27 protein-coding genes are annotated in these 21030 nt (G+C 65.3%); 13 read left to right on the top strand and 14 right to left on the bottom strand.

The window, feature by feature from the left end:
- Positions 1 to 90: 90 nt before the first annotated feature.
- Genes bamE through ACO07I_RS00910 form a run of 4 tightly spaced genes read left to right on the top strand, consistent with a single transcriptional unit; the run spans position 91 to position 2462 of the window.
- On the top strand, positions 91 to 387 hold the full coding sequence (bamE, locus tag ACO07I_RS00925) for an outer membrane protein assembly factor BamE domain-containing protein (protein WP_422013412.1): 297 nt from the start codon (positions 91 to 93) through the stop codon (positions 385 to 387).
- Between the two features lie 31 nt (positions 388 to 418).
- Positions 419 to 1369, top strand: coding sequence for a hypothetical protein (locus ACO07I_RS00920; RefSeq protein ID WP_422013410.1), 951 nt, complete (start codon positions 419 to 421; stop codon positions 1367 to 1369).
- Positions 1366 to 1932, top strand: a complete 567-nt coding sequence (locus ACO07I_RS00915) for a chromate transporter (RefSeq protein WP_422013408.1) — start codon at positions 1366 to 1368, stop codon at positions 1930 to 1932. Before ACO07I_RS00920 ends, ACO07I_RS00915 begins: the two co-directional genes overlap by 4 nt.
- Positions 1929 to 2462: a chromate transporter gene (locus ACO07I_RS00910; RefSeq protein ID WP_422013406.1), complete on the top strand. Its 534-nt coding sequence runs from the start codon at positions 1929 to 1931 to the stop codon at positions 2460 to 2462. The genes ACO07I_RS00915 and ACO07I_RS00910 overlap by 4 nt, the downstream gene beginning before the upstream one ends.
- On the opposite strand, the gene ACO07I_RS00905 is transcribed toward ACO07I_RS00910, so the two are convergent.
- Positions 2463 to 3047 (bottom strand): hypothetical protein, encoded by a 585-nt coding sequence (locus ACO07I_RS00905; RefSeq protein ID WP_422013404.1) that lies wholly within the window; start codon positions 3045 to 3047, stop codon positions 2463 to 2465.
- Positions 3048 to 3148: 101 nt separating this feature from the next.
- Between ACO07I_RS00905 and ACO07I_RS00900 the strand changes: the two genes are divergently transcribed.
- Complete coding sequence (locus ACO07I_RS00900) at positions 3149 to 3445, top strand: PepSY domain-containing protein (RefSeq protein ID WP_422013402.1); 297 nt, start codon at positions 3149 to 3151, stop codon at positions 3443 to 3445.
- Positions 3446 to 3496: 51 nt separating this feature from the next.
- Entirely contained in the window at positions 3497 to 4066 is a 570-nt protein-coding gene (locus ACO07I_RS00895) for an NnrU family protein (RefSeq protein WP_422013400.1), read from the top strand.
- On the opposite strand, the gene ACO07I_RS00890 is transcribed toward ACO07I_RS00895, so the two are convergent.
- The 5 genes from ACO07I_RS00890 to ACO07I_RS00870 all read right to left on the bottom strand — a co-directional run bounded on the left by ACO07I_RS00890 (position 4063) and on the right by ACO07I_RS00870 (position 8732).
- The gene (locus ACO07I_RS00890; RefSeq protein ID WP_422013398.1) at positions 4063 to 5601 is read right to left on the bottom strand and encodes an amidohydrolase family protein; all 1539 of its coding nucleotides are present in this window, start codon (positions 5599 to 5601) and stop codon (positions 4063 to 4065) included. The two genes, ACO07I_RS00895 and ACO07I_RS00890, sit on opposite strands and share 4 nt — an antisense overlap.
- Before the next feature lie 26 nt (positions 5602 to 5627).
- The gene (locus tag ACO07I_RS00885; protein WP_422013396.1) at positions 5628 to 6458 is read right to left on the bottom strand and encodes an ABC transporter permease; all 831 of its coding nucleotides are present in this window, start codon (positions 6456 to 6458) and stop codon (positions 5628 to 5630) included.
- Complete coding sequence (locus tag ACO07I_RS00880; protein WP_422013394.1) at positions 6430 to 7212, bottom strand: ABC transporter ATP-binding protein; 783 nt, start codon at positions 7210 to 7212, stop codon at positions 6430 to 6432. Before ACO07I_RS00880 ends, ACO07I_RS00885 begins: the two co-directional genes overlap by 29 nt.
- Before the next feature lie 9 nt (positions 7213 to 7221).
- Positions 7222 to 8220, bottom strand: a complete 999-nt coding sequence (locus ACO07I_RS00875) for an ABC transporter substrate-binding protein (protein WP_422013392.1) — start codon at positions 8218 to 8220, stop codon at positions 7222 to 7224.
- 62 nt (positions 8221 to 8282) lie between these two features.
- Complete coding sequence (locus ACO07I_RS00870) at positions 8283 to 8732, bottom strand: YqaA family protein (protein ID WP_422013390.1); 450 nt, start codon at positions 8730 to 8732, stop codon at positions 8283 to 8285.
- A 135-nt stretch (positions 8733 to 8867) separates the two neighbouring features.
- Here ACO07I_RS00870 and ACO07I_RS00865 point away from each other — a divergent pair, with 135 nt between their 5' ends.
- Entirely contained in the window at positions 8868 to 9200 is a 333-nt protein-coding gene (locus tag ACO07I_RS00865) for a hypothetical protein (protein WP_422013388.1), read from the top strand.
- A 161-nt stretch (positions 9201 to 9361) separates the two neighbouring features.
- On the top strand, positions 9362 to 10963 hold the full coding sequence (gene mdlC, locus ACO07I_RS00860) for a benzoylformate decarboxylase (protein ID WP_422013386.1): 1602 nt from the start codon (positions 9362 to 9364) through the stop codon (positions 10961 to 10963).
- Here mdlC and ACO07I_RS00855 read toward each other — a convergent pair.
- Positions 10948 to 12414, bottom strand: a complete 1467-nt coding sequence (locus ACO07I_RS00855) for an amino acid permease (RefSeq protein ID WP_422013384.1) — start codon at positions 12412 to 12414, stop codon at positions 10948 to 10950. The two genes, mdlC and ACO07I_RS00855, sit on opposite strands and share 16 nt — an antisense overlap.
- Before the next feature lie 56 nt (positions 12415 to 12470).
- Between ACO07I_RS00855 and ACO07I_RS00850 the strand changes: the two genes are divergently transcribed.
- Together ACO07I_RS00850 and ACO07I_RS00845 are read left to right on the top strand one after the other, a co-directional pair.
- Entirely contained in the window at positions 12471 to 12845 is a 375-nt protein-coding gene (locus ACO07I_RS00850) for a hypothetical protein (RefSeq protein ID WP_422013382.1), read from the top strand.
- Between the two features lie 87 nt (positions 12846 to 12932).
- Positions 12933 to 13598: a dihydrofolate reductase family protein gene (locus tag ACO07I_RS00845; RefSeq protein WP_422013380.1), complete on the top strand. Its 666-nt coding sequence runs from the start codon at positions 12933 to 12935 to the stop codon at positions 13596 to 13598.
- A gap of 3 nt (positions 13599 to 13601) precedes the next feature.
- Here the strand turns inward: ACO07I_RS00845 and ACO07I_RS00840 are convergent, their stop codons facing one another.
- A complete protein-coding gene (locus ACO07I_RS00840; protein ID WP_422013378.1) occupies positions 13602 to 14570 on the bottom strand; it encodes a Bug family tripartite tricarboxylate transporter substrate binding protein in 969 nt (322 codons plus the stop codon).
- Positions 14571 to 14769: 199 nt separating this feature from the next.
- Here ACO07I_RS00840 and ACO07I_RS00835 point away from each other — a divergent pair, with 199 nt between their 5' ends.
- Both ACO07I_RS00835 and ACO07I_RS00830 read left to right on the top strand, forming a co-directional pair.
- Positions 14770 to 15168, top strand: a complete 399-nt coding sequence (locus tag ACO07I_RS00835; RefSeq protein WP_422013376.1) for a helix-turn-helix domain-containing protein — start codon at positions 14770 to 14772, stop codon at positions 15166 to 15168.
- Between the two features lie 85 nt (positions 15169 to 15253).
- Entirely contained in the window at positions 15254 to 15643 is a 390-nt protein-coding gene (locus ACO07I_RS00830; protein ID WP_422013374.1) for an MliC family protein, read from the top strand.
- 9 nt (positions 15644 to 15652) lie between these two features.
- Here ACO07I_RS00830 and ACO07I_RS00825 read toward each other — a convergent pair whose 3' ends face one another.
- The 4 genes from ACO07I_RS00825 to ACO07I_RS00810 form a co-directional block, all read right to left on the bottom strand.
- Complete coding sequence (locus tag ACO07I_RS00825; protein ID WP_422013372.1) at positions 15653 to 16318, bottom strand: amino acid ABC transporter permease; 666 nt, start codon at positions 16316 to 16318, stop codon at positions 15653 to 15655.
- Positions 16315 to 16995, bottom strand: coding sequence for an amino acid ABC transporter permease (locus ACO07I_RS00820; RefSeq protein ID WP_422013370.1), 681 nt, complete (start codon positions 16993 to 16995; stop codon positions 16315 to 16317). Before ACO07I_RS00820 ends, ACO07I_RS00825 begins: the two co-directional genes overlap by 4 nt.
- 12 nt (positions 16996 to 17007) lie before the next feature.
- Positions 17008 to 17748 (bottom strand): amino acid ABC transporter ATP-binding protein, encoded by a 741-nt coding sequence (locus ACO07I_RS00815; protein ID WP_422013368.1) that lies wholly within the window; start codon positions 17746 to 17748, stop codon positions 17008 to 17010.
- A gap of 93 nt (positions 17749 to 17841) precedes the next feature.
- Positions 17842 to 18693, bottom strand: a complete 852-nt coding sequence (locus ACO07I_RS00810; RefSeq protein WP_422013366.1) for a transporter substrate-binding domain-containing protein — start codon at positions 18691 to 18693, stop codon at positions 17842 to 17844.
- A gap of 88 nt (positions 18694 to 18781) precedes the next feature.
- Here ACO07I_RS00810 and ACO07I_RS00805 point away from each other — a divergent pair, with 88 nt between their 5' ends.
- Complete coding sequence (locus tag ACO07I_RS00805) at positions 18782 to 19444, top strand: aspartate/glutamate racemase family protein (RefSeq protein WP_422013364.1); 663 nt, start codon at positions 18782 to 18784, stop codon at positions 19442 to 19444.
- Between the two features lies 1 nt (position 19445).
- Here ACO07I_RS00805 and ACO07I_RS00800 read toward each other — a convergent pair whose 3' ends face one another.
- A complete protein-coding gene (locus tag ACO07I_RS00800; protein WP_422013362.1) occupies positions 19446 to 20069 on the bottom strand; it encodes a flavin reductase family protein in 624 nt (207 codons plus the stop codon).
- Positions 20070 to 20079: 10 nt separating this feature from the next.
- On the bottom strand, positions 20080 to 21030 hold the full coding sequence (locus tag ACO07I_RS00795) for an N-carbamoyl-D-amino-acid hydrolase (RefSeq protein WP_422013360.1): 951 nt from the start codon (positions 21028 to 21030) through the stop codon (positions 20080 to 20082).

Here is a 21030-nt window from a genome sequence, read left to right as displayed (position 1 = left end):
GTACCGCATCGTTCGGAATTGCGCCAGCCATCCGCCTGCACGACAATTGTTGGCGGCGAGGCCCAACCCTACTAATCACAGGAGAAAGCCATGAAGTATCCACCATGCCTGCTTGCGGGCGCCCTCCTGCTGGCCGGTTGCGTGCACGGCGACAATGTGGAGCGTCTCCAGGCCGGAATGGACCGCGAGCAGGTCCGGGCGGTCATGGGACCGCCGGAAGGATCGACCTATACCCCCGGCAAGGATTGCGCCTACTACACGGTGCTGAGGGACTTCTGGAGCCGCACGCCGTGGTCGATGTCGGACCGCTACTACGTCTGCTTCACGGACGGGAAGGTCGAGACCTACGGCAAGGCGACCCAATCGGCCCAGATGACAGCGCCATAGGCTGGCGCTACGCTATCGTCAGGGAGAGACAATGCATTCACATCAGGATGACGGGCAGATCGCGCAATGGCTCGGCGATCGCCAGGACAGCCTCTATGCGGACGGCCGCCGCTGCGACGAAATCCAGTATCTGCAGTGCAAGCTGATCCTCAAGCCCGATCGCTTCACGTCGGCCCACGTGTTCAAGGAATTCGCTGCCCTGGTCCAGCGCGCCGCGGCGACCACGGGCATCGGATACCAGCACACCCCGAAGTCCCAGCAGCGGCCCGAGGTGCGCGAGGTCCTGTTCCTCGATACCGGCGGCTACCACCTCTACAACAACAACTTCATCGTGCGGCGCCGCATCGCCTACCAGGACGGTTTCCCGATTGGCGATCCCGAGATCGTGTTCAAGTATCGCAGCGACAACATGGCGAAGGCGCAGGCCCTCGACGTGCGGCCGCGCATCGACGGCAAGTACAAGATCAAGTTCAAGCTCGAGATCATGCCGCTCAAGGAGCGGATCGGCGGCATCCGGCGGCTGCTGTCGCACAATGTCGAGTTCGGCCTCAGCCAGGCTCCCCAGGCGGCGCGCATCGTCATGTCTTCGCTCGGCAACATGTCCCTGCCCGAGCTGACGCAGATCTTCCCGACTCTGGGCGCGATCTCCTGTGACGGCCCCAACGACATCTCCCTGGTCAACCAGACGATTGTCGAGGAGCTGCTTCAGGACATCTGCCTGCTCGACTTCGGCCATCACACGGCGGCAACGGCAAATCTCGGCCTGTGGCGCGCCCGCGGCGATCACCACGCCTTCGTCGGTGAGTTCGCCTTCCAGCTCAGATTCTCGGGACCCGACGACATCAAGCACAAGTCGCTGAACCACTGCGAACGCTTCTTCCTGGAGCTGCAGCAGGTCGCGGCCGACTGGTTGACACTGACCACGACCAAGACCGGCGCCGTCTACCGGCTGAAGGGCAATCCGCCGCAAGCCCACGAATGAGCGACGCCGAAACCTCTGCACCACCGCCGTCGCTCGGAAAGCTCTTCTGGGTCTTTCTGGTCATGGGCGCGACGAGCATCGGCGGCGGCGTGGTCGCCTATCTGCGGACCGGCCTGGTCGCGCGCCAGCGCTGGCTGGACGACGTGACCTTCGTCGAGTTGCTGTCGATCAGTCAGACCCTGCCGGGCCTCAACGCCACCAACATGTCGATCCTGGTGGGCGACCGCCTGCGCGGCGGCATGGGGGCCCTCGTCGCCACCCTGGGCATGTGCATTCCCGGCGCTAGCCTGATGATCGCGGCTGGGCTGCTCTACGGGGCGGGCGGAGACGGCCCCTGGTCGAAGGCCTTCCTGCATGGGATTGCCGCGGGTGCGGTCGGCCTCATCCTGGTCGTGCTGGTCCAGCTCGGCGCCAAGACGCTGAAGACCTACGCCGACTATGTGTTCGTGGTGGCCACCGCCGTGGCGGTCGCCTTCTTCAAGGTCCCTGTCCCCTACGCGTTGATCGCAGCCGGAATCGTCGCCATCTGGTGGCACCGGCCGCGCGACAAGGACACCCGGTGAAGCAGCTCTGGGACCTTGCCGGCGTTTTCGCCTACCTGTCGTTGCTGACCATCGGCGGCGGCATGGCCGCCTTCCCCGAGATGAAGGAACTCACGGTCGACACCTATCACTGGGTGACGTTCCCGGAGCTGCTTCATTTCTACAGCCTGGGTCAGCTCGCGCCGGGTCCGAACATGATGATGGTCGCGTCGATCGGCGTCACCGTCGCCCATATTCCCGGGGCGCTCGTGGCGCTCGTGGCATTCTTCCTGCCGACCGGCCTGCTGACCTTCTTCGTAGGCCGGCTCTGGACCCATCTCGCCACCTGGCGCTGGCGGCCGGCAATCCAGACCGGGCTCGGCTCGGTCGCCGTGGGCCTCGTGCTCGCGGGCGCGATCATCATGGGACGCGGCGCCATCACCCACGTCTTGTTCGGCGTGATCGCGCTGGGGGTTTTCCTGCTGCTGTGGCGGACCAAGATCAACCCCGCCTATCCCATCGTGGCCTCAGGCCTGATCGGAATGGCCCTGCACTACTTCAACATTGCGTAGCTAGCGAAGGCTGGCCGTCTCGGCCAGGACGTCCGTGTCCTGCTCGCAGCTATCCTTCGATACGCCGATCGCCACCACCCTGTCGCCGACGCGCAAACAGCCATTGCGCCAATCGCCCGACAGGGATGTGCCTGAGATCGTGACGGTGCCGAAGCCGTTGGGCAGGCCCTTCGCGTAGGTGCCCTCGAAGCGATCGTTCTCGTTCCACACGTAGCGCCCCGCTCCTTCCCGGCGACCCTGCCGGTAGGTGCCCTCGAAGCGATCGATGGGCTCCCGGTGCTCGGTCCACTGCACGATGCCAGTTCCTTCCTTGAAGGCTGCACGGCACGAACCGGTCCACGTCGCCTTGTCCTCCTTGTCGGGATGCCAGTCCGCCATTCGACAGCCGACGCCGGGCTCGAATATCCAGTTTCCGGATTCACATGGCGTGTCCCAGCTGATCTGGATGGAGTCTGGCTCCTCGGCAGCACAGTCGCTCTTGCCGGGCGCCAGCGCGAGTTGCTGCGCTGCGACGGGAAGGACCGTCAAAATCAAGGCCGACGAAACAAGAACCGGCATAACTCTCATGGCAACCTCGACGAACACGCGACCACTCGACGGAAACGCCGCACCGCAGCCGCCGTTGCATGCAACGTTGTGGGCCGATGCGCATTAAGGGGCGAACCTTCCCAACCCGAGGAGTCCCCATGAAGCTCGTTCTGTCGCTCGCCGCGGGCTTTGTCCTCTCGGCCACGATGGCCGTCGCCCAGATGCCGCCGAGCACGGGAAACTCCACCACGCCCGCCGCTCCGCCGGCCGGCATGCCGGGCTCGGCCCAGACGGCGACGTCGGCTCGTACGCAGATCGAGGCCAGCGGCTACACCAACATCAAGGACCTGAAGCGCCGCGATGATGGTTCCTGGCAGGCCACAGCCACGAAGAACGACACCGAGGTCGCCGTGTCGGTCGACACGAGCGGAAGCGTCACTCAGATTTCGCGGTAATTTCCAAACCCGGCAAACTGCGGCGGAGGGATAGGCATGCTATTGTGATGCATGACTATTCTCCTCCTCGGCCTTGTGCTGTTCATCGGCATCCACTTCTTCACGACGCTCCGCGAACCGCGCGCCGCCGCCATCGGCCGGCTGGGTGAAGGCGGCTACAAGGGCCTCTACTCCCTGCTCGCCTTGGCCGGCTTGGTGCTGATCGTCATCGGATTCGGTCAGTATCGGAGCGCCGGGTACATCCAGGTCTGGAACCCGCCGTTCCGCGCCTTTCATCCGGTCGCCGCAGCACTCTTGTGGTTTGCGTTCGTCGCCCTGGTGGCGACCTACGCGCCACCGAGCCGCATCAAATCCGTGCTGCGGCATCCCATGCTGGTCGCCGTCAAGGCCTGGGCCCTTGCGCATCTCCTCGTGAATGGCGATCTGGGCTCGATGCTGATCTTCGGCAGCCTGCTCGCGTGGGCTGTCTATGACCGCATCGCCGTCAAGCGCCGGGGCGATATGGGTGCCCCGCGCGTCGGGTGGTCCAAGAACGACGTTCTGGTCGTGGTCATCGGCACGGCGGCCTATGCCGCCATGATCTGGCTGCACGATTCGCTGATCGGCGTCGCGGCCGCCTAGTGGTGGTGGTGACCGTGATGGGCGTGGTGGTGGCTGCCGCCGAACCGGTCGATATGTAGCGGCTGCTTGGCGAGCCCGGGGCAGAAGGTGTTCACCACCTTCTCGAGCTTGTCGTAGAGCGCCTTGGCCGGCTTGCGGCCGCGCTCCAGCCGCTCGCGGGCCTTCTCGGCCTGGCGTGCGAGCTGCACCATGTCGACGTTCAGGAGCTTGCGGTCTTCCAGGATCATGCGACCGGCGACCATCACCGAATGCACGGCCGCGCCGTCTTCCGTGTGGACGATCTGGTTGGTCGGATCGTTGAACGGGATCCAGTTGATGTGCCCCAGGTCGAGGAACACGATGTCGGCCTTGTAGCCCGGCTCCAGCTTGCCGATCTTGTCGCCCAGACCGAGGGCTCGCGCACTACCCGCCGTCGCGGCATGCAGCACTTCCTCGGTCGTGATCCACTCGCGGTTATCCGGCCCCTGCACCTTGGAGACCATCGAGGCCAGCCGCATGTTCTCGTACATGTTCTGGTTGTCCGAGCAGCTGGCGCCATCGGTGCCGATGCCGACATTGACCTTGGCATCCAGCATGCCGCGCATGTCGGCGATGCCGTTGCCGAGCACCATGTTGGAGCCGGGATTGTGCGAGACCGAGGCGCCCTTGTCGCCCAGCAGCTTCATGTCGTCACTGTCCAGCCAGACGCCATGCGCCACCGTGAATTTCGGCCCGACCAGCCCCAGCGAATCCATGTAGGCGGTGAGCGAGGTGCCGTAGAGCCGGTAGCCGGCGACGACCTGCACCTTCGATTCCGAAACGTGGGTGTGCAGGCCAGTGTCGTAGTCCTTGGCGAGCTTCAGGCAAGCCAGCAGGAATTCCTTGCTGCAGTGATGCGGGATGGTCGGCGCGACCGCCAGATGCACGCCCTGCCGGTCGAGCTTCCAGCCATGTAGTGCCTTCTTCATCTGCTTCACGCTCGCCTTGTAGGGCGAGAATTGATAGGCCTCGACCGCCTTCTGCAGCGAGGGCGGCAACTGGTCCATCAGCCCGGGGATAGCCTGGAAGAAGCTGGTGTCGGCCACCATCGGCGCCAGCATGGCGCGCATGCCGACATCGGCATAGGCCTGCCCGATGGCAGCCAGCCCTTCCGCCGTCGGCATGGGAAACTCCGCCGCGAGGTCATAGGCAGCCGTGCAGCCCTTCATCACCATCTCGCACGCGCCGATCAGGCTGGACAGGTACTTGTCCTCGAGGGTGCGGGCGCCGCTCATATAGGGACCCGCCGTCAGCAACAGCTCGAGGGTCACGCGGTCGACCATGCCCTTGGCGAGGTTGCCGTGACTGTGCGTGTGGCCGTTGATCAGACCAGGATGAAGCAGCTTGCCGGCCGCGTCGATCACGGTGGCCGATTCCGGCGCCGACACTTTCGCGCCGATCTCCACGATGGTGTCGCCCTTTACCAGGATGTCGGCCTTGGGCGCTGAATGGCCCTTGATGTCGACCACGCGGCCGCCGCGGATAACGGTCATCGACTCTTTCGGCGATTTCGCCATGTCACACTCTCCCCTTGCGCGGCCGGTCAGGCACCCGGCGTCGTATTGCTGCTCGACCACGGGAAGAACACCCGCTCGGCTGCGACCACGATCTGGAACAGTACGACGCCCATCACCGACAGGATGATAAGCGCCCCGAAGGCCACGGGCACCTTGAAGAAGGCCGTCGACGTCTGAATGAGGAATCCCAATCCGGCGTCGGCGTTGACGAACTCCGCCACGACGGCCCCCACGACGGCGAGCGAGATCGCGACCTTGAGGCCCGCGAAGATGAAGGGAATTGCGTAAGGCAGCCTGATGCGCAGCAACTCGCTGAGCTTGGAGGCGCGGCACGCCCGGCTGAGCTCGATCAGCTCGGGCGGCACGGATAGCAGCCCGGTCGCGATCGAAATGACCAGCGGAAAGAACGCCACCAGCACCGTGATCACGATCCGCGGCAGCTCGTTGGTTCCGAGCAGCACCACGAGGATCGGCGCCAGCGCCACCTTGGGGATCGACTGCGTCCAGACCAGAAAGGGATAGACCGCCGCCGCAATGGCGGGCGACGCCGTCAGGATCACGGCCAGCGGCAGGCTGATCAGGATCGACACGACGAAGCCCAGCATGACGGTCTTGAAGGTCGACATCGTATGGCCGGCGACGGTCGGCCCGATCGCGATCGTGTCATTCCAGATATCCGTCGGTGCCGGCAACAGGTATCCGGGAATCCCGAAAGCGCGACAGGCGCCTTCCCAGAGCAGGAAAAGGCCGGCGGTGGCGATCAGAGGCACCACCACTTCGTACAGGGCTGCACTCCTCTTTCGTCGTCGGGGCGGCTTCTGCCGCTCTTCAAGCGGCGGCGCGGCCTGGACCGACATGGCGTGCTCCGAAAATGAGTTGGCGGATGCGATGGCTGGCTTCGTGGAACTCCGGCGTCGCCTCGGTTTCGAAGCTGCGCGGACGCGGCAGGCCGATGTCGATGATCTCGGCGATGCGTCCGGGCCGCGGCGACATCACCACCACCCGGTCGGCCAGCACCACGGCCTCGGTGATCGAATGGGTCACGAAAAGGACTGTCTTGGGCCGCTCGCTCCAGATGCGCAGCAGCTCCATGGTCATCTCCTCGCGCGTCAGCGCGTCGAGCGCCCCGAAGGGCTCGTCCATCAGCAGGATGTCCGGATCGTGCACCAGCGCCCGGCAGATCGCGACCCGCTGCTGCATGCCGCCCGACAGTTCGCGCGGCGACTTGCCCTCGAAACCGGTGAGGCCGACCAGCTTGAGCAGTGCCATCGCCTTGTCGGTGCTGGTCGAATCGATGCGATGCATCATGCGCAACGGGAACAGCACATTGTCGAGCACGCTGGCCCAGGGCAGCAGGGTCGGCGCCTGGAACACGATGCCGGTTTCCGCCCGCGGTTCGGTGATCTCCTCGCCGCCGATCGAGGCTCGGCCCGCCGTCGGCAGGATCAGCCCGGCCACGATGCGCAGAAGCGTGGACTTGCCGCAGCCGGAGGGGCCCACGAGCGTAATGAACTCGTTGCGACCGATTTCCAGCGACACGTCCTGCAGCGCCGTGACCTGATCGCCGTCACGGCTGTTGAAGATGCGTGTGACCCGGTTGAGCGAGATCACTTCCGGCCCCTACTTGGCGACTTTGCTCGTGTCGATGGCGGTCTTGTAGTCGAACTCCGGCTTCAGCTCGTTGGCCGTGGCGATCGTCTCCCACGAGAATTTCAGACGCTCCGGGCTCTCCTTGCCCCAGCCGAATTCCTTGCTGTGGTCGTTGAAGACGAACTTCATCACCGCCTTCACGCTGCCCATGCAGTCGTCGAGCTCGACCTCGGGAAAGCGCGCGACGTGCAGCTTGCAGGCTTCCTCCGGATTGGCCGCGGCCCATTCGAAGGCTTCCTTGGTGGCGGCCAGGAAACGCGTCACCAGGTCGGGCTTGTCCTGAATCATCTTGTCGGTGGTGATGAGGGAGGCGGCGTAGATCTTGAAGCCGACCTCGACGAAGGGCAGCGGCAGGATCTCCTGGCCGGCCTTAACCGCCGCCTTGTTGATGTAGTAGTAATGGATCGAATAGAACGGCGCCGCGTCGATGTTCTTGGCGATGAGCTGGGCCGCCATCGCGGCGCCATCCATGTTGGTCCAGATCAGCTTGTTGGGGTCCGTCCCCGCCTTCTTGGCGACCTCAGGGAAGTAGAAGCGGTGGCTGTTGCCCGGCGTGATGCCGATCTTCTTGCCTTCCAGCCCCTTGAAGTTGGTGATGCCCGAGCTCTTCAGCACGAACAGCGAATGCGGCGATTCGTTGTAGAGCACGGCGATCGTCTTGACCGGCACGTTGGTGCGCGCACGCGCCGTCAGCACGGCGGCAATGTCGGCGACCCCGAAATCAGCCGCGCCCGAGGCCACCTTGGTGACGGTATCGCCCGAGCCATAGCCGCGGGTGATGGTGATGTCGATACCGTGCTTGGCGTAGATGCCCTTGCTCCAGGCGCCATAGTACATCGCGTGTTCGCCGGACGGGATCCAGTCGGTCTGGAAACGGACCTTGTCCTGCGCGACCGCCGGGGCCCCGAACAGGAACGTCAGGGCAAGCGCTGCCAATCCTGTACGTCGGCGAAACGATGATGACTGCATGAGGGCCTCCCCGGTCGTGTCCACGCGGTCGAGGAAGCAATATCGGTGCCACGCGCCTGTCGCTAGGCGAGCCAGCCCAGGGTCGCCGCGACGAGGACGGCGTAGCGTGCCGTCTTGCCGATGCCAACCAGGAGGACGAACGGGAGCAAGGGCGTGCGCAACGCACCGGCCACCACGGTGAGCGCGTCGCCGCCGAACGGCAGCCAGGCGAACAGCAAGGACCAGATCCCCCAGCGGGCATACCAGCGCTCGACGCGTTCGTAGTCGCGTGGCTTCACCGGAAACCACGAGCGGTCGCGGAAGCGCTCGACAAGGCGCCCCAGAACCCAGTTGACCACGGAGCCCAGCGTGTTGCCGAGCGAGGCCGCAAACAGCAGCGTTGTCCAATGGGTCGGCTCGGCGACCAGCAGACCGATCAGCACCAATTCCGATTGAAAGGGCAAAACCGTGGCCGCCAGGAAGGCGGCGGCGAAAAGGCCTGCATGGCTGAGAAAGAGGGAACCCGGGTCCATTGACCTTTCACTTACAGGATGGGGTTCCTGCGCGCAGCCGACGGCGGATGCCGGGAACGTGTTTCCGCAAATTCATGCAACACCTTTGAAAGGCCGGCGTTGATCGCTCACAGCCTGAAACCAATGGAGAAATGCATGAAGAAGACCCTCGTTACTCTCGCCGCGATCGCCGTGACCACCGTCGGCGGCGCCGCCTTCGCCCAGACCATGCAGCCCAGCACGCCGGCCGGCCGCGACATGAACTCGATGCCGGGCCAGACCAGCAATCCGAACACCAATCTCCCGGCCACTTCGTCCAACGCCACGGCGGCTGAAGCCGCTGCCAAGTCGCAGCTCGAGGCCAAGGGCTACAATGGCATCAAGCTGCTGACGCGCGATACTGCCGGCAACTGGACCGGCAAGGCCATGCGCAACAATGTCGAGGTCGCCGTGACGCTCGACCCGTCGGGCAACGTCCGCGAGCAGTAGGCGCCACACACTACCGGCCTGCGGATCGGCGGAGCGCCCTACCCTCGTGGGGCGCTCCGTTCGCATGCCCGGCCCTCCAGACGCGCGTTTGCGAGGTGCCACGTCCAGCGCTTGACGCTAGGATGTTGCGTATCAACAAAGTCGAAGAAAAAGGTAGCTGAATGCGCACAGTCAAGGACGTCACCTTCGATCTGCTCCGCAAGCTCGGACTCACGACCGTCGTCGGCAACCCCGGCTCCACGGAAGAAACCTTCCTCAAGAACTTCCCGAAGGATTTCGACTATGTAATGGCCCTGCAGGAGGCGAGCGTCGTCGGCATTGCCGACGGTATCGCGCAGGGCCTCCGCAAGCCGGTCATCGTCAACGTGCATACCGGCGCCGGCATGGGCAACGCGCTTGGCTGCATCGTCACCGCCTACCAGAACAAGACACCTCTCATCATCACGGCCGGCCAGCAGACGCGCGAGATGCTCCTTCTCGAGCCGCTGCTCACGAACATCGACGCTGCGAACCTGCCGCGGCCCTGGGTGAAATGGGCCTACGAGCCGGCGCGGGCCGAAGACATTCCCGCCGCCTTCATGCGCGCCTATGCGACCGCGATGCAGCAGCCGGCCGGGCCGGTGTTCCTGTCCCTGCCGCTCGACGACTGGGACAAGCCGATGCCGGAGATCGATGCGTTCCGCACGGTCGCCACGCGCATCGGACCCGATCCGGTTCGTGTCGCCGAGTTCGCCGAACGCATCAATGCGGCCAGCTCGCCGGTGATCGTTTATGGATCGGACCTGGCCCGCAGCCAGGCCTGGAACGACGGCATCCTCTTCGCCGAAACGCTGGGCGTTCCCGTCTGGACGGCGCCTTTCGCCGAACGCACCCCCTTCCCCGAGACTCACCCCCAGCATGCCGGCGCGCTACCCGCGGCCATCGGGCCCCTGGGCAAGAAGTTCGCGGGACACGATCTGGTGATCGTCATCGGTGCGCCGGTGTTTCGCTACTATCCCTATGTCGGGGGCGACTACATTCCGAAGGGTACGCACCTCCTGCAGGTGACCGACGACCCGAACATGTCGTCCAAGGCCCCGGTGGGCGACAGCCTGGTTTCGGACGCGCGGCTGTTCCTGCAGGCGATCCAGCCGCAGCTCAAGAAACGGGCCTCGTCCATTGCCTCGCCGCTGCGTTCCGCACCGAAGACGCCCGATCTGGAAGCGCAGCCCCTGGCGGGCGACGCCATCATGGCGGCGGTGCGCGATGCCTGCCCCGGCGACTATGTGCTCGTCGAGGAAGCCCCCTCGGTCGTCGCCGAGATGCAGGACCAGTTCCGCATCGACAAGCCCGACTGCTTCTACACCTTCGCGTCAGGCGGCCTGGGCTGGGACATGCCGGCGGCCGTCGGGCTTGCGCTCGCGGAACGCAGCAGCGGCCGCAATCGCCCGGTCATCGCGCTGATGGGCGACGGCTCCTTTCAGTACTCGATCCAGGCGCTCTACACGGCGGTCCAGCAGAAGGCGCACGTCGTCTTCGTCGTCCTGCAGAACCATGAATACGCCATCCTGAAATCCTTCGCGGAACTGGAGGAGACGCCGAACGTGCCGGGTCTCGATCTGCCGGGCATCGATCTGGAGGCACTCGCCAAAGGCTATGGCGCGCCGGTGAAGCTGGCCAGGACTGGGGCGGAGGTCACGGCGGCGGTCGCCGAAGGCGTCGCCCGGCCAGGCGCCAGTGTGGTCGTCGTCCCGCTCACGCGGAAGCGTCACTCCCTGCTTTGAGGACCGGCGCTCAGGCGGCGGGCGGCGCGCGATCGGCCATAGGTAAAGTAGATGACGAGCCCGATCGCGATCCAAACGATGAGTCGCGCCCAGGTCATGGGTGCCAGCCCGACCATCAGGCCGAGGCAGGACAGAATGCCGAGCACCGGGATCAAGGGCACGGCAGGCACCCGGAAGGGCCGAGGCATATGCGGCTCGAGATGACGAAGCCGCACCACTGACGCGCAGACCATCAGGAACGAGAACAGCGTGCCGACGCCGACCAGCTCGCTCAGCGTCTCGATCGGTGCCACGGCGGCGATCGCCGCGACGATCACGCCGATCAGGATCTGACTAAGCCAAGGCGTCTTCAGCCTCGGATGAACGCGGCTGAACATCGGCGGCATCAGCCCGTCATTCGCCATGGTCGCGAAGATGCGGCCCTGGCCGTAAAGCAACACGAGGATGGCCGTCGTGATGCCGATCAGTGCACCGAGCTGGATCAACGCAGCGAACCAGCCGATTCCCATGCGATCCACCGCGAGCCCGACGGGAGCGGCCACGTTCAGTTCGGGGTACGGCACGACGCCGACGAGCACGCCCGCCACCAAGATGTAGAGAACCGTCGAGATCACGAGCGCACCGAGGATGCCGATCGGCATGTCCCGCTGCGGACGCCTGGCTTCCTGCGCGCAATTCGAGACCGCGTCGAAGCCGATATAAGTGAAGAACACGACCGAGGCGCCGTGCAGCACACCGCTCCAGCCGAAGGTCCCGAAAGTCCCCGTGTTGGGGGGCACGAACGGCTGCCAGTTCGCGACCGAGACATGGCCGATCCCGAAGCCGATGAACGCCAGGATGACGGCCAGCTTGATCGCCACCATGAGATTGTTGAGGCGCGCCGACTCTCGCGTGCCTTGAACGAGCAGAAAAGTAAGCAACGCCACGATCGCCGCGGCCGGCAGATTGGCGATGGCGGTCGTGGTGGTACCGTCGGCGAGCTGCACGGCCTCGCCTGTCGAGGCCGAAAACCGCGGCGGGATCGCGAGGCCCATGGAGGCCAGCGTGTCATTGAAATAGCCTGACCATCCCACCGCCACCGCGGCCGCACCGATCGAGTATTCGAGAACGAGGTTCCAGCCGACCAGCCAGGCCGCGAGCTGACCGAGGCTGGCATAGGTATAGGTGTAGGTGCTGCCGGCCACTGGCATCAGCGTTGCCAGCTCCGCGTAGCAAAGCGCCACGAAGGCACAGGCGAGGCCTGCCAGCACGAAGGACACGACGACGGCAGGCCCGGCATAGAGGGCGGCCGCCGTACCGGTCAGGACGAAGATGCCGGCGCCGATAATGGCGCCGATGCCCATGAAGACGATGCTTATGGGGCCCAGCACCTTGGGCAACCCGGCTACGTGGCTGACCGGGGCGATGATATCGGAAAGCAACTTACGCGACAGAGCGCCGTGAATCTTCATGTGTGTCCCCCATCCTCCTCATAGCAAGAGCGGGCCGGACAACCCATATAAAGTCGATGCGTACCACCCTCCTCACCGCCGTCTTCGTGATGGCTCTGGTCGCTGCGGCGGACACGGCCTTCGGCCAGCTGGTGCCCGGATCGATCGGCAATGGCGGCCGGATGCCCGACACCATGTCGCCGGGCGCCCTGCCCCCGCCGCCCGTCGCGCCGCCGGCGCCGGTCATGGCGCCGCCGCCATCCCAGCCCAACACCTATTCGGTGACCCGCGACCGCCTCGAGAGCCAGGGCTATCGCGTCCAGCGACTGGAAGAAAAGAACGACGGATCCTGGCGGGCCAACGTGACCCGCGATCCCGTGCCGACCCGCCCCCAGGGCGTGCCGAAGAGGGTCACGATCCACCCGAACGGGCAGGTCGTCGAGGAGTATTAGTCGCGCCCTCTTTCGAGACTCTCTGACGCCGATGTCGGATCGGGCGGCCCTCGCCCGTCCTTGGGACACCCACATCGGAGGATTGCCATGAGAAAGATCGTTGCCGGCGCATTCGTCAGCCTGGATGGGGTCATGCAGGCGCCCGGCGGGCCCGAGGAGGACCCCACGGGCGGTTTCGAACATGGCGGCTGGACCGTGCCTTATTGGGACGAGCCGATGGGCCAGTTCATGGATGAGTGCTTTTCAAAGCCCTTCGACCTGCTGCTCGGGCGCAGGACCTACGAGATCTTCGCCGCCCACTGGCCGTTCGTCGGCGACGACGATCCCATCGGCAGGGTCTTCAACGAGGTGACCAAGTATGTCGCCACCTCTTCCACCTCGCCGCTCACCTGGAACAACTCGGTCGCCCTGACGGGCGACGTCGCCGCAGAAGTCGCCCGGCTAAAGCAGGGCGACGGGCCGGTCCTGCTGACCCAGGGCAGCAGCGTGCTTCTGCAGACCCTGCTCGCTCACGACCTGATCGACGAACTCCGCCTGCTCACCTTCCCGCTGATCCTCGGCCCCGGCAAGAAGCTGTTCGGCCCGGGCGCGAAAGCCGGCGCGCTGAGGCTGGCCGAGAGCAGCGTCTCGACGACGGGCGTCAGCATGAGCGTGTATGCGCGCGCGGGGGCGGTGACGACCGGAACCTTCGCGCTGCCGCAGAGTTCCGACGCCGAACGGGCGCGGCGCGAGAAGATGAAGGGAGAAGGCTGAGGGTTACGGCCCCGTCTTGATGTTGGCATCCCGGATGACTTTCGCCCATTTCGGTATGTCCGCGGCGATGGCGGCGCGGGTTTCCTCCGGCGTACTGCCCACGAGGTCGAGCCCCATCACCGCGAATTTCTTCTGCATCTCCGGATCGGCCAGCACCTTGAGCGACTCCGCGCGCACCTTGTCCACGATCGGACGAGGCAGGTTGGCGGGGCCCATCAGCGCGAACCACGACGTCGCCTCGAAGCCCGGGAAACCCTGCTCGGCGAGCGTCGGCAGATCGGGGGCGCTCGCGGCGCGCTTCAGGGAGGTGACGGCGATGCCGCGCACCCGGCCGTCGCGCACCATGGGCATTCCGGCGCCGGCGTTCTGAATGCCGACCGGTACGACCCCGCTCATCACGTCGGTAAGGTTGGCGCCGCGATACGGGATGTGTTCCATCTTGATGCCGGCCAGGTGGCAGAACAGCTCGCCTGCAATGTGCTGGGGCGTGCCGACGCCCGGCGTCCCGTAGGAGAGCTTGCCGGGATTGGCCTTGGCATAGGCGATGAGCTCGGCGATCGACTTTACTGGCAGGTCGTTGTTGACGACGAAGACCGACGGCATGACCAGCGAGGTCGAAATCGCGGTCAGGTCCTTCAGCGGATCGAAGGGCAGCGCCTGCATCGACGGCAGGATGGTGATCGCGGCATTGCCCGACCACATCAGCGTGTAGCCGTCCGGCGGGGCCTTGGCGACCCTGTCGACCCCGATCGCGCCGGAATTGCCCGAAACGTTCTCGACGACCACCGGCTGTCCCCAGGCCTCGGTGAACTTCTGCGCGAACAGCCGGGCGGTGACGTCGGTCGCACTGCCGGCGGTGAAGCCCACCACGAGCTTGACCGGCTTGTCCGGCCAAGTGGTCTGGGCGATTGCGGCGTGTGCCCAGAGCCAGGCGAGCAGGCACGAACCCATAACGCGAATGAGACTTAACATTTGCCAGTCCTCCCGCGGGCGGTCTTTGCCACCTCGTGGAGGACACGGTAAGGATCATGCGCCGGTACGGCAACCGCACCGCGTGTGCACATCTCGTCACGCGATTGTCACCGCCACTAGTCGTCCTGTCGCACCCTGTGGGGCGAAAGGTGGGTGTAAGACCTGCGTGCAATACCCATATCGATTCGCGGAGGTATATGTGACCGTTTCCCATCCTGTAGACACCCACGTCGGTAGCCGGCTTCGCCAGCGGCGCGCGCTGCTCGGCATGAGCCAGACCGATCTCGCGAAGGCGGTCGGATTGACCTTCCAGCAGGTCCAGAAATACGAGCGCGGCTTCAATCGCATCAGCTCGAGCCGCCTGTTCGAGTTTTCGAAGGTCCTCGACGTCCCCGTCACCCATTTCTTCGATGGGATGGATGCCTCCGTGGGCACGACCAAGCGCAAGCCGGGTCGGCCCAAGGCGGCCGCGAAGCAGGGCGACGATCTCAACACCAAGCGCGAGACGCTCGAACTCGTCAGGGCCTACTACAAGATCACCAACAAGGGCCTGCGCGCCAAGACCCTCGACCTGATCCAGGCGCTCGCCAAGGATTGACAGGCAGCCGGCAACATTCGTTCCTCCAGAGCGTTTGACTGGCTTCCTGCCAATGTCGTGCCGCCTGCGGCTCTGGAGACCTTCGATGACCCACCCAGTGGCCGCTATCGCCGTCCTGCTGCTCTTGCCGGCGGTTACCGCCTGCAATGAGGGGCCGCCGCTGAAGGCCCCTTCTCCGGACGCGCCGATGTCGACGGTCCGATACCAATGCCAGCAGAACAAGACGATCGTCGCGGACTTCTACGACGGAAAGTCGAGCGTCGGCCCCGATGGGCGTCCCATTCCCGGCGGTCGGGCGGTCGTGCAATTGAGCGACGGCCGCAAGTTCAGCCTGCCGCAGACCGTGTCGGGCTCGGGCGTCCGTTACGCCGATTCGAGCGGCACGTTCGTCTTCTGGACCAAAGGTGACACCGCCTTCGTCGAGGAAGGCGCGAACCAGACGGTGACCTACCGGGATTGCGTCCAGAAGCGCTGAGGCCGGCGCCTATCGGCGCCCGGCCAGAGCGCGGTTCTCGAGGCGGCTCAGCAGTCGGACGAGCGGCCACAGCAGCAGGAAATAGATGACCGCGGCCATGACGATCGGCGTCGGATTGTAGGTGATGCTCTGCGCCTGGCGGGCCTCGTAGAGCAGTTCGGGTACGGCGACCACCGAACCCAGCGACGTGAGCTTCACAACTTCCAGCGTGTTCGAGAGCAGGTCCGGCATCACGTTCCGCACCGCCTGGGGCAACACGACGTACCGCATCGCCTGCATGCGGGTGAGGCCGGTGGAGCGTGCCGCTTCCACCTGCCCCCCCGGCACCGAGTCGATGCCGGCGCGGAAGATCTCCCCGTAGTAGGAGCCGGTGTTCAGGAAGAAGGCGATGGCCACGCAGGCGAAGCCGCCCAGTTCCAGGCCCGCGAACGGCAGGCCGGCGAACAGCAGCACCAACAGCACGAGCGGCGGGAAGGCCCGGAAGAAGTCGACCCACGCCATCAGCGGCCAGCGCACCAGCGGATGCCTGATCGAGGCGAGCAGCGCCAGGATCAGGCCACCGAACAGACCGAGCGGCACGACGATCAGGGACAGCAGGATCGTGTTCCACAGGCCCGTCAGAACGATGGGCCAAGCTGCCTTCATGATCTCGATGTTGAAGAAGGCTTCGATCATCGCTTCCACGCGAACTTGGCCTCGATCCAGCGGGCTGCAACGACGACCGGCAGGAACAGCACCACGTAGGCCGCCGCGCCCATCATGAGAGGCGAGGGATTGTAGGAATTGGACATCGCAGAGCTGGCCTGTCCCAGGATCTCGGTCACCGCCACGACGGTGCCCAGCGCCGTTCCCTTGGTGATCGAGATGGTGCGGTTGGTGAGCGGCGGGATGGTGAGCCGGAAGGCCTGCGGCAACACGACGTTGAACAGGGTCTGGCCGAACGACAGCCCGGTCGAGCGCGAGGCTTCCCACTGCCCCTTGGGGATCGAGGTGATGCCGGCCCAGAAGATCTCCTCGGAGAAGGCCATCAGCACGAAGGCGAGCGACAGCCAGGTCGAGACGAAGCCGGACGGCGCCGGGCCTGCGTAAGGCAGGCCGAAGTACATCAGGACGATGATGACCAGCGGCGGCAGCGAGCGGAACAGGTCGACGATGAAGATGATCAGCCAGTTGAGCGGCCGGATCGCCAGGCTGCGCAACAGCGCCAGCGCCAGCCCCGCCCCGAGGCCGGTGGCCACGATCAGGAGCGCGAGCTCGATGGTCACCACCATGCCGGACAGGATGTCCGGCAGGTACTTCCACATGACCTTCGCATTGAAGAAGGTGTCGACGAACTTGTCCCAGCCGCTCATGCCACGCCGGCCTCAGTGCCGCTGGATCTGGCCGATGAAGGCGCGCGTCCGCTCGTGGCTCGGCGTTTCGAAGATCGCCGCCGGCGGCCCCTGCTCCACGATCAACCCGTCATCCATGAACACGACCCGGTCGGCCGCGTTGCGCGCGAAGCCCATCTCGTGGCTGACCACGATCATGGTCATGCCGCTTTCGCGCAGGCCGCGCATCACCTCGAGGACCGAACCGACCAGCTCGGGATCGAGGGCGCTGGTCGGCTCGTCGAACAGCATCACGCGGGGTTCCAGCGCGATCGAGCGCGCGATCGCCACGCGCTGCTGCTGGCCGCCCGAAAGCTGGCCCGGCGTGTGGTCGGCACGCTCGGCGAGGCCCACACGCTCCAGCGCCGCCCGGCCCAGCGCCTCGGCCTCGGCGCGGCCTTTGCCAGCCACCTTGCGCAACGCCAGGGTCACGTTCCCCAGCGCCGTCATGTGCGGATAGAGATTGAACGACTGGAACACCATGCCGATGCGGCGGCGGGCATGGTTGATGTCGGTCTTCGGGTCGAGCATGTCGATGCCGTCGACCACGATCGAGCCGGAGGACGGCTCCTCCAGCCGGTTGAGGCAGCGCAGTAGCGTCGACTTGCCGGAACCCGAGGGCCCGATCACGAATACCAGTTCGCGCTCGTCCACCTTCAGGTCGACGCCCTTCAGGACGTGAAGAGTGCCGAAATGCTTGTGGATGGCGCGCGCGTCGACGATGTGGCTGGTCACGGGACCCTTGTCATCTGAGGCAGATCAAAACGAAATCGAGGGGCCTTGCCGACGCCGGAAAGGCCCCTCGGTCTGGCGATTGGAAGGACGGGCTCAGCCGCCGCACTTCAGCTCGTGCGGCGTCGGATCGTAGCCCGGCATGCCCGGCACGCCGTAGCCCGGCGTCACCACGACGGCAAGATCGTCGGCCGCCGGCTTCTTGTTGAACCACTTCTCGTAGAACTTCGCCATCGTGCCGTCCTTCTTCATACAGTCGAGCGCATCCTGCAGCTCGGCACGAAGCTTGGGATTGTCCTTCGGCACCGGCGCGGCCCAGTGGGCGCGCGTTTCGGCGAGTTCGAGGTCGGCGATGAACTGCGGGTTCTTGGACGCCGCATAGACGATCGTGGTGTTGCCGCCCAGCGTCGCGTAGGCGCGGCCCGAGAGTACGGCCTGGGTGGCGTCGGGCTGCGTGTCGTAGACCTGCACGGTGAATCCGTGCTCCTCGCCCATCTTCTTGGCCAGCGTCTCGTACGGCGTGCCCTTGTTGACGGCCACGGCCTTGCCCTTGAGGTCGGCCCAGCTCTTGATCGGAGCGCTGCCCTTCTTGATGCCGAACTGGAAGGCGGTCCACAGATAGCCTGCGGTGAACAGCATGTTCTCGGCGCGCTCCTTGGTCACGGTGGTCGGCGCCGCGATGAAATCGTAGCGGCCCGACTGCATGCCCGGAATCAGGGTCGAGAAGCTCACGGCATCGATCGTGATGTCGCGCTTCATGCGCTTGGCGGCCTCGGTGAAGACGTCGATCTGGAAGCCCTCGACGCCGCCGCCCATCTTCGGCATGGCGTGCGGCGCGAACGTGCCATCGACACCGGTGCGCAGCGGCGGCTTCTTGTCCTGGGCGAGCGCGGGGCTCACGCACATCAGCGCGGCCACGGCCAGCGCGGCAAAGCGACGGTGCATCATTTCGTCAGTTCCCTTCCCATGAAATCCCCAAGCTGCAACGTTAGAACAAGCGTTGTCGGATAGCAATTTAGAGGCCATCTTGCGGCCCATGTCCGACCGAATCCTCGTCATCAATCCCAATTCCACCGAAGCCGTCACCCGCGGCATCGACGTCGCCATGGAACCGCTGCGCATGAACGGCGGCCCGGCCATCGAATGCGTCACGCTGGAGGACGGCCCGCCCGGCATCGAGAACCAGGGGCACGTCGAACAGGTCGTGCCGCTGATCGGCGCCATGGTGAAGCAGCGCGACAACGACTGTTCGGCATTCGTGATCGCCTGCTATTCCGATCCCGGCCTACATGCCGCGCGCGAACTCACGACCAAGCCGGTGCTGGGCATCGCCGAGTGCGGCATCCTGACTGCCCTCACCCTCGGCCAGCGCTTCGGCGTGATCTCGATCCTGAGGAAGTCGATCCCCCGGCACCTTCGCTATGTCGGCCAAATGGGCCTCAACGACCGCATGGCCGGCGACCGCGCGATCGGCCTCGGAGTCGTCGCACTGGCCGACGAGGCCCGCACCTTCAGCCGCATGGCCGAAGTCGCCGCCGAGCTGCGCGACGAGGACGGCGCCGACGTGCTGGTGATGGGCTGCGCCGGTATGGCCCGCTATCGGGAACGCCTGCAGCGCCATGTCGGCCTGCCGGTGGTCGAGCCCAGCCAGGCCGCCGTCGCGATGGCGATCGGACGCTCCCGGCTGAACTGGTCCTGAGCTATTCGGCCGCGGCCTTCACCACCGGCGCCGCCGGGAAATCCATGCGGTCGTTGGTGCGGCAGTAGCGATCGGCGAACATGCGTCCGACCGGGTGGTACTTGTCCATGTGGACGCGCTTGGCCTTGTCGTCCCACAGCTCGTCGCGGATGTGGAAGCGCAGCCCCTCGCCGATCACGAGCTGGCGGTCGTCCTTCACATTGATGACCTGCCAGGTCTTGCATTCCATGGACCATGGCGCATCGGCCAGGCGCGGCGTCTTGATGTCGACCGACGGCGCGAGCTTCAGGCCGAGATAGTCGGGTTCGCCAACGTTCGGCGGAAAGTCACCGCTCGATTCGTGCATCTTCAGCGCCAGCGGCTCGTCGGTGAGGTTGATCACGAACTCGCCGGTGCGCTCGATGTTGCTCCATGTATCCTTGATGCGCCCGTCCGGCCGCTTGTTGATCGCGAACATGCAGAGCGGCGGGTCTTCGGCGAAGACGTTGAAGAAGCTGAACGGCGCGGCATTGACCACACCGGTCGGGCCGAGCGTCGTCACCCAGGCGATCGGACGCGGAAGAACGAAGGCGGTCAGGACCTTGTAGCGCTCGTGCGGCGTGAGCTCGTCGGAAGCGTATTGCATCTCTCTGTCCTCAGTTCGACGGTTCGAGCTTCACGCCGGTGCGCTCGCTGATCAGCTTGTAGTGCTCGGGGCGGCGGTGCTTGGCGAAGTTGAAGGTGGTGTTGCGGATGTACTCGCCGAGGCCGAGATCGCAGTCGTAGGAGACGACCTCGTCGTCCTCGGTGGTGCCCTTGGCGACGATCTCGCCGGTCGGCGCGACGATCACCGAACCGCCATGCAGCCAGAACCCGTCTTCCTTGCCGGCCTTCGCCGTCGCCACGACCCAGATGCCGTTCTGATAGGCAGCTGCCTGCAGCGAAAGCATATGATGGAACACGCGCAGATAGGGCGGCTCGTGCGGCGCGTAGACGTTGTCGCTGGGCGTGTTGTACCCCAGCACCACCATCTCGGCGCCCTTCAGCGCCATGACGCGGAACGTCTCGGGCCAGCGGCGGTCGTTGCAGATGCACTGGCCAACGATCACCTCGTCCTTGAACATCTTCCAGACGTTGAAGCCGAGATTGCCGACCTCGAAATACTTCTTCTCGAGATGCTGGTACGGAACGGTCGGCCGGTGCTCGTCATGGCCGGGCAGATGCACCTTGCGGTACTTGCCGATCAGCCTTCCGTCCGGTCCCACCAGGATCGAGGTGTTGAAGTGATGCGTCGACCCCTCTTCCTCTGTCCGCTCGGCATAGCCCAGGTAGAAGCCGATGCCCTTCTCTCGCGCCAGCTCGAACAGCGGCAGCGTGTCCGGGCTCGGCATCTGGCTCTCGAAATACTTCTCGACCTCGTTGGGATCCTCCATCCAGTAGCGCGGGAAGAAGGTCGTGAGCGCCAGCTCCGGGAACACGATGAACTTGGAGCCGCGGGAATCGGCCTCCTTCAGCATCTCGATCATGCGCTTGACCACACTCGCCCGGCTGTCGGCGAGATGGATCGGACCCAGCTGGGCGGACGAGACTTTCAGACGGCGGGACAC

The sequence above is a fragment of the Reyranella sp. genome (assembly GCF_965227665.1).
In the GTDB taxonomy this organism is placed as follows: domain Bacteria; phylum Pseudomonadota; class Alphaproteobacteria; order Reyranellales; family Reyranellaceae; genus Reyranella.
Note: the sequence above shows the minus strand (reverse complement) of the source record. Positions and strands in the feature narration are given on the sequence as shown.

What these genes read in the sequence shown, in the direction of transcription:
- bamE (WP_422013412.1), top strand. Translation starts at nt 91, where the DNA reads ATGAAGTATCCACCATGCCTGCTTGCGGGCGCCCTCCTGCTGGCCGGT.
- ACO07I_RS00920 (WP_422013410.1), top strand. Translation starts at nt 419, where the DNA reads ATGCATTCACATCAGGATGACGGGCAGATCGCGCAATGGCTCGGCGAT.
- ACO07I_RS00915 (WP_422013408.1), top strand. Translation starts at nt 1,366, where the DNA reads ATGAGCGACGCCGAAACCTCTGCACCACCGCCGTCGCTCGGAAAGCTC.
- ACO07I_RS00900 (WP_422013402.1), top strand. Translation starts at nt 3,149, where the DNA reads ATGAAGCTCGTTCTGTCGCTCGCCGCGGGCTTTGTCCTCTCGGCCACG.
- ACO07I_RS00895 (WP_422013400.1), top strand. Translation starts at nt 3,497, where the DNA reads ATGACTATTCTCCTCCTCGGCCTTGTGCTGTTCATCGGCATCCACTTC.
- ACO07I_RS00890 (WP_422013398.1), bottom strand. Translation starts at nt 5,601, where the DNA reads ATGGCGAAATCGCCGAAAGAGTCGATGACCGTTATCCGCGGCGGCCGC.
- ACO07I_RS00885 (WP_422013396.1), bottom strand. Translation starts at nt 6,458, where the DNA reads ATGTCGGTCCAGGCCGCGCCGCCGCTTGAAGAGCGGCAGAAGCCGCCC.
- ACO07I_RS00875 (WP_422013392.1), bottom strand. Translation starts at nt 8,220, where the DNA reads ATGCAGTCATCATCGTTTCGCCGACGTACAGGATTGGCAGCGCTTGCC.
- ACO07I_RS00870 (WP_422013390.1), bottom strand. Translation starts at nt 8,732, where the DNA reads ATGGACCCGGGTTCCCTCTTTCTCAGCCATGCAGGCCTTTTCGCCGCC.
- ACO07I_RS00865 (WP_422013388.1), top strand. Translation starts at nt 8,868, where the DNA reads ATGAAGAAGACCCTCGTTACTCTCGCCGCGATCGCCGTGACCACCGTC.
- mdlC (WP_422013386.1), top strand. Translation starts at nt 9,362, where the DNA reads ATGCGCACAGTCAAGGACGTCACCTTCGATCTGCTCCGCAAGCTCGGA.
- ACO07I_RS00855 (WP_422013384.1), bottom strand. Translation starts at nt 12,414, where the DNA reads ATGAAGATTCACGGCGCTCTGTCGCGTAAGTTGCTTTCCGATATCATC.
- ACO07I_RS00850 (WP_422013382.1), top strand. Translation starts at nt 12,471, where the DNA reads ATGCGTACCACCCTCCTCACCGCCGTCTTCGTGATGGCTCTGGTCGCT.
- ACO07I_RS00845 (WP_422013380.1), top strand. Translation starts at nt 12,933, where the DNA reads ATGAGAAAGATCGTTGCCGGCGCATTCGTCAGCCTGGATGGGGTCATG.
- ACO07I_RS00840 (WP_422013378.1), bottom strand. Translation starts at nt 14,570, where the DNA reads ATGTTAAGTCTCATTCGCGTTATGGGTTCGTGCCTGCTCGCCTGGCTC.
- ACO07I_RS00830 (WP_422013374.1), top strand. Translation starts at nt 15,254, where the DNA reads ATGACCCACCCAGTGGCCGCTATCGCCGTCCTGCTGCTCTTGCCGGCG.
- ACO07I_RS00825 (WP_422013372.1), bottom strand. Translation starts at nt 16,318, where the DNA reads ATGATCGAAGCCTTCTTCAACATCGAGATCATGAAGGCAGCTTGGCCC.
- ACO07I_RS00820 (WP_422013370.1), bottom strand. Translation starts at nt 16,995, where the DNA reads ATGAGCGGCTGGGACAAGTTCGTCGACACCTTCTTCAATGCGAAGGTC.
- ACO07I_RS00810 (WP_422013366.1), bottom strand. Translation starts at nt 18,693, where the DNA reads ATGATGCACCGTCGCTTTGCCGCGCTGGCCGTGGCCGCGCTGATGTGC.
- ACO07I_RS00805 (WP_422013364.1), top strand. Translation starts at nt 18,782, where the DNA reads ATGTCCGACCGAATCCTCGTCATCAATCCCAATTCCACCGAAGCCGTC.
- ACO07I_RS00800 (WP_422013362.1), bottom strand. Translation starts at nt 20,069, where the DNA reads ATGCAATACGCTTCCGACGAGCTCACGCCGCACGAGCGCTACAAGGTC.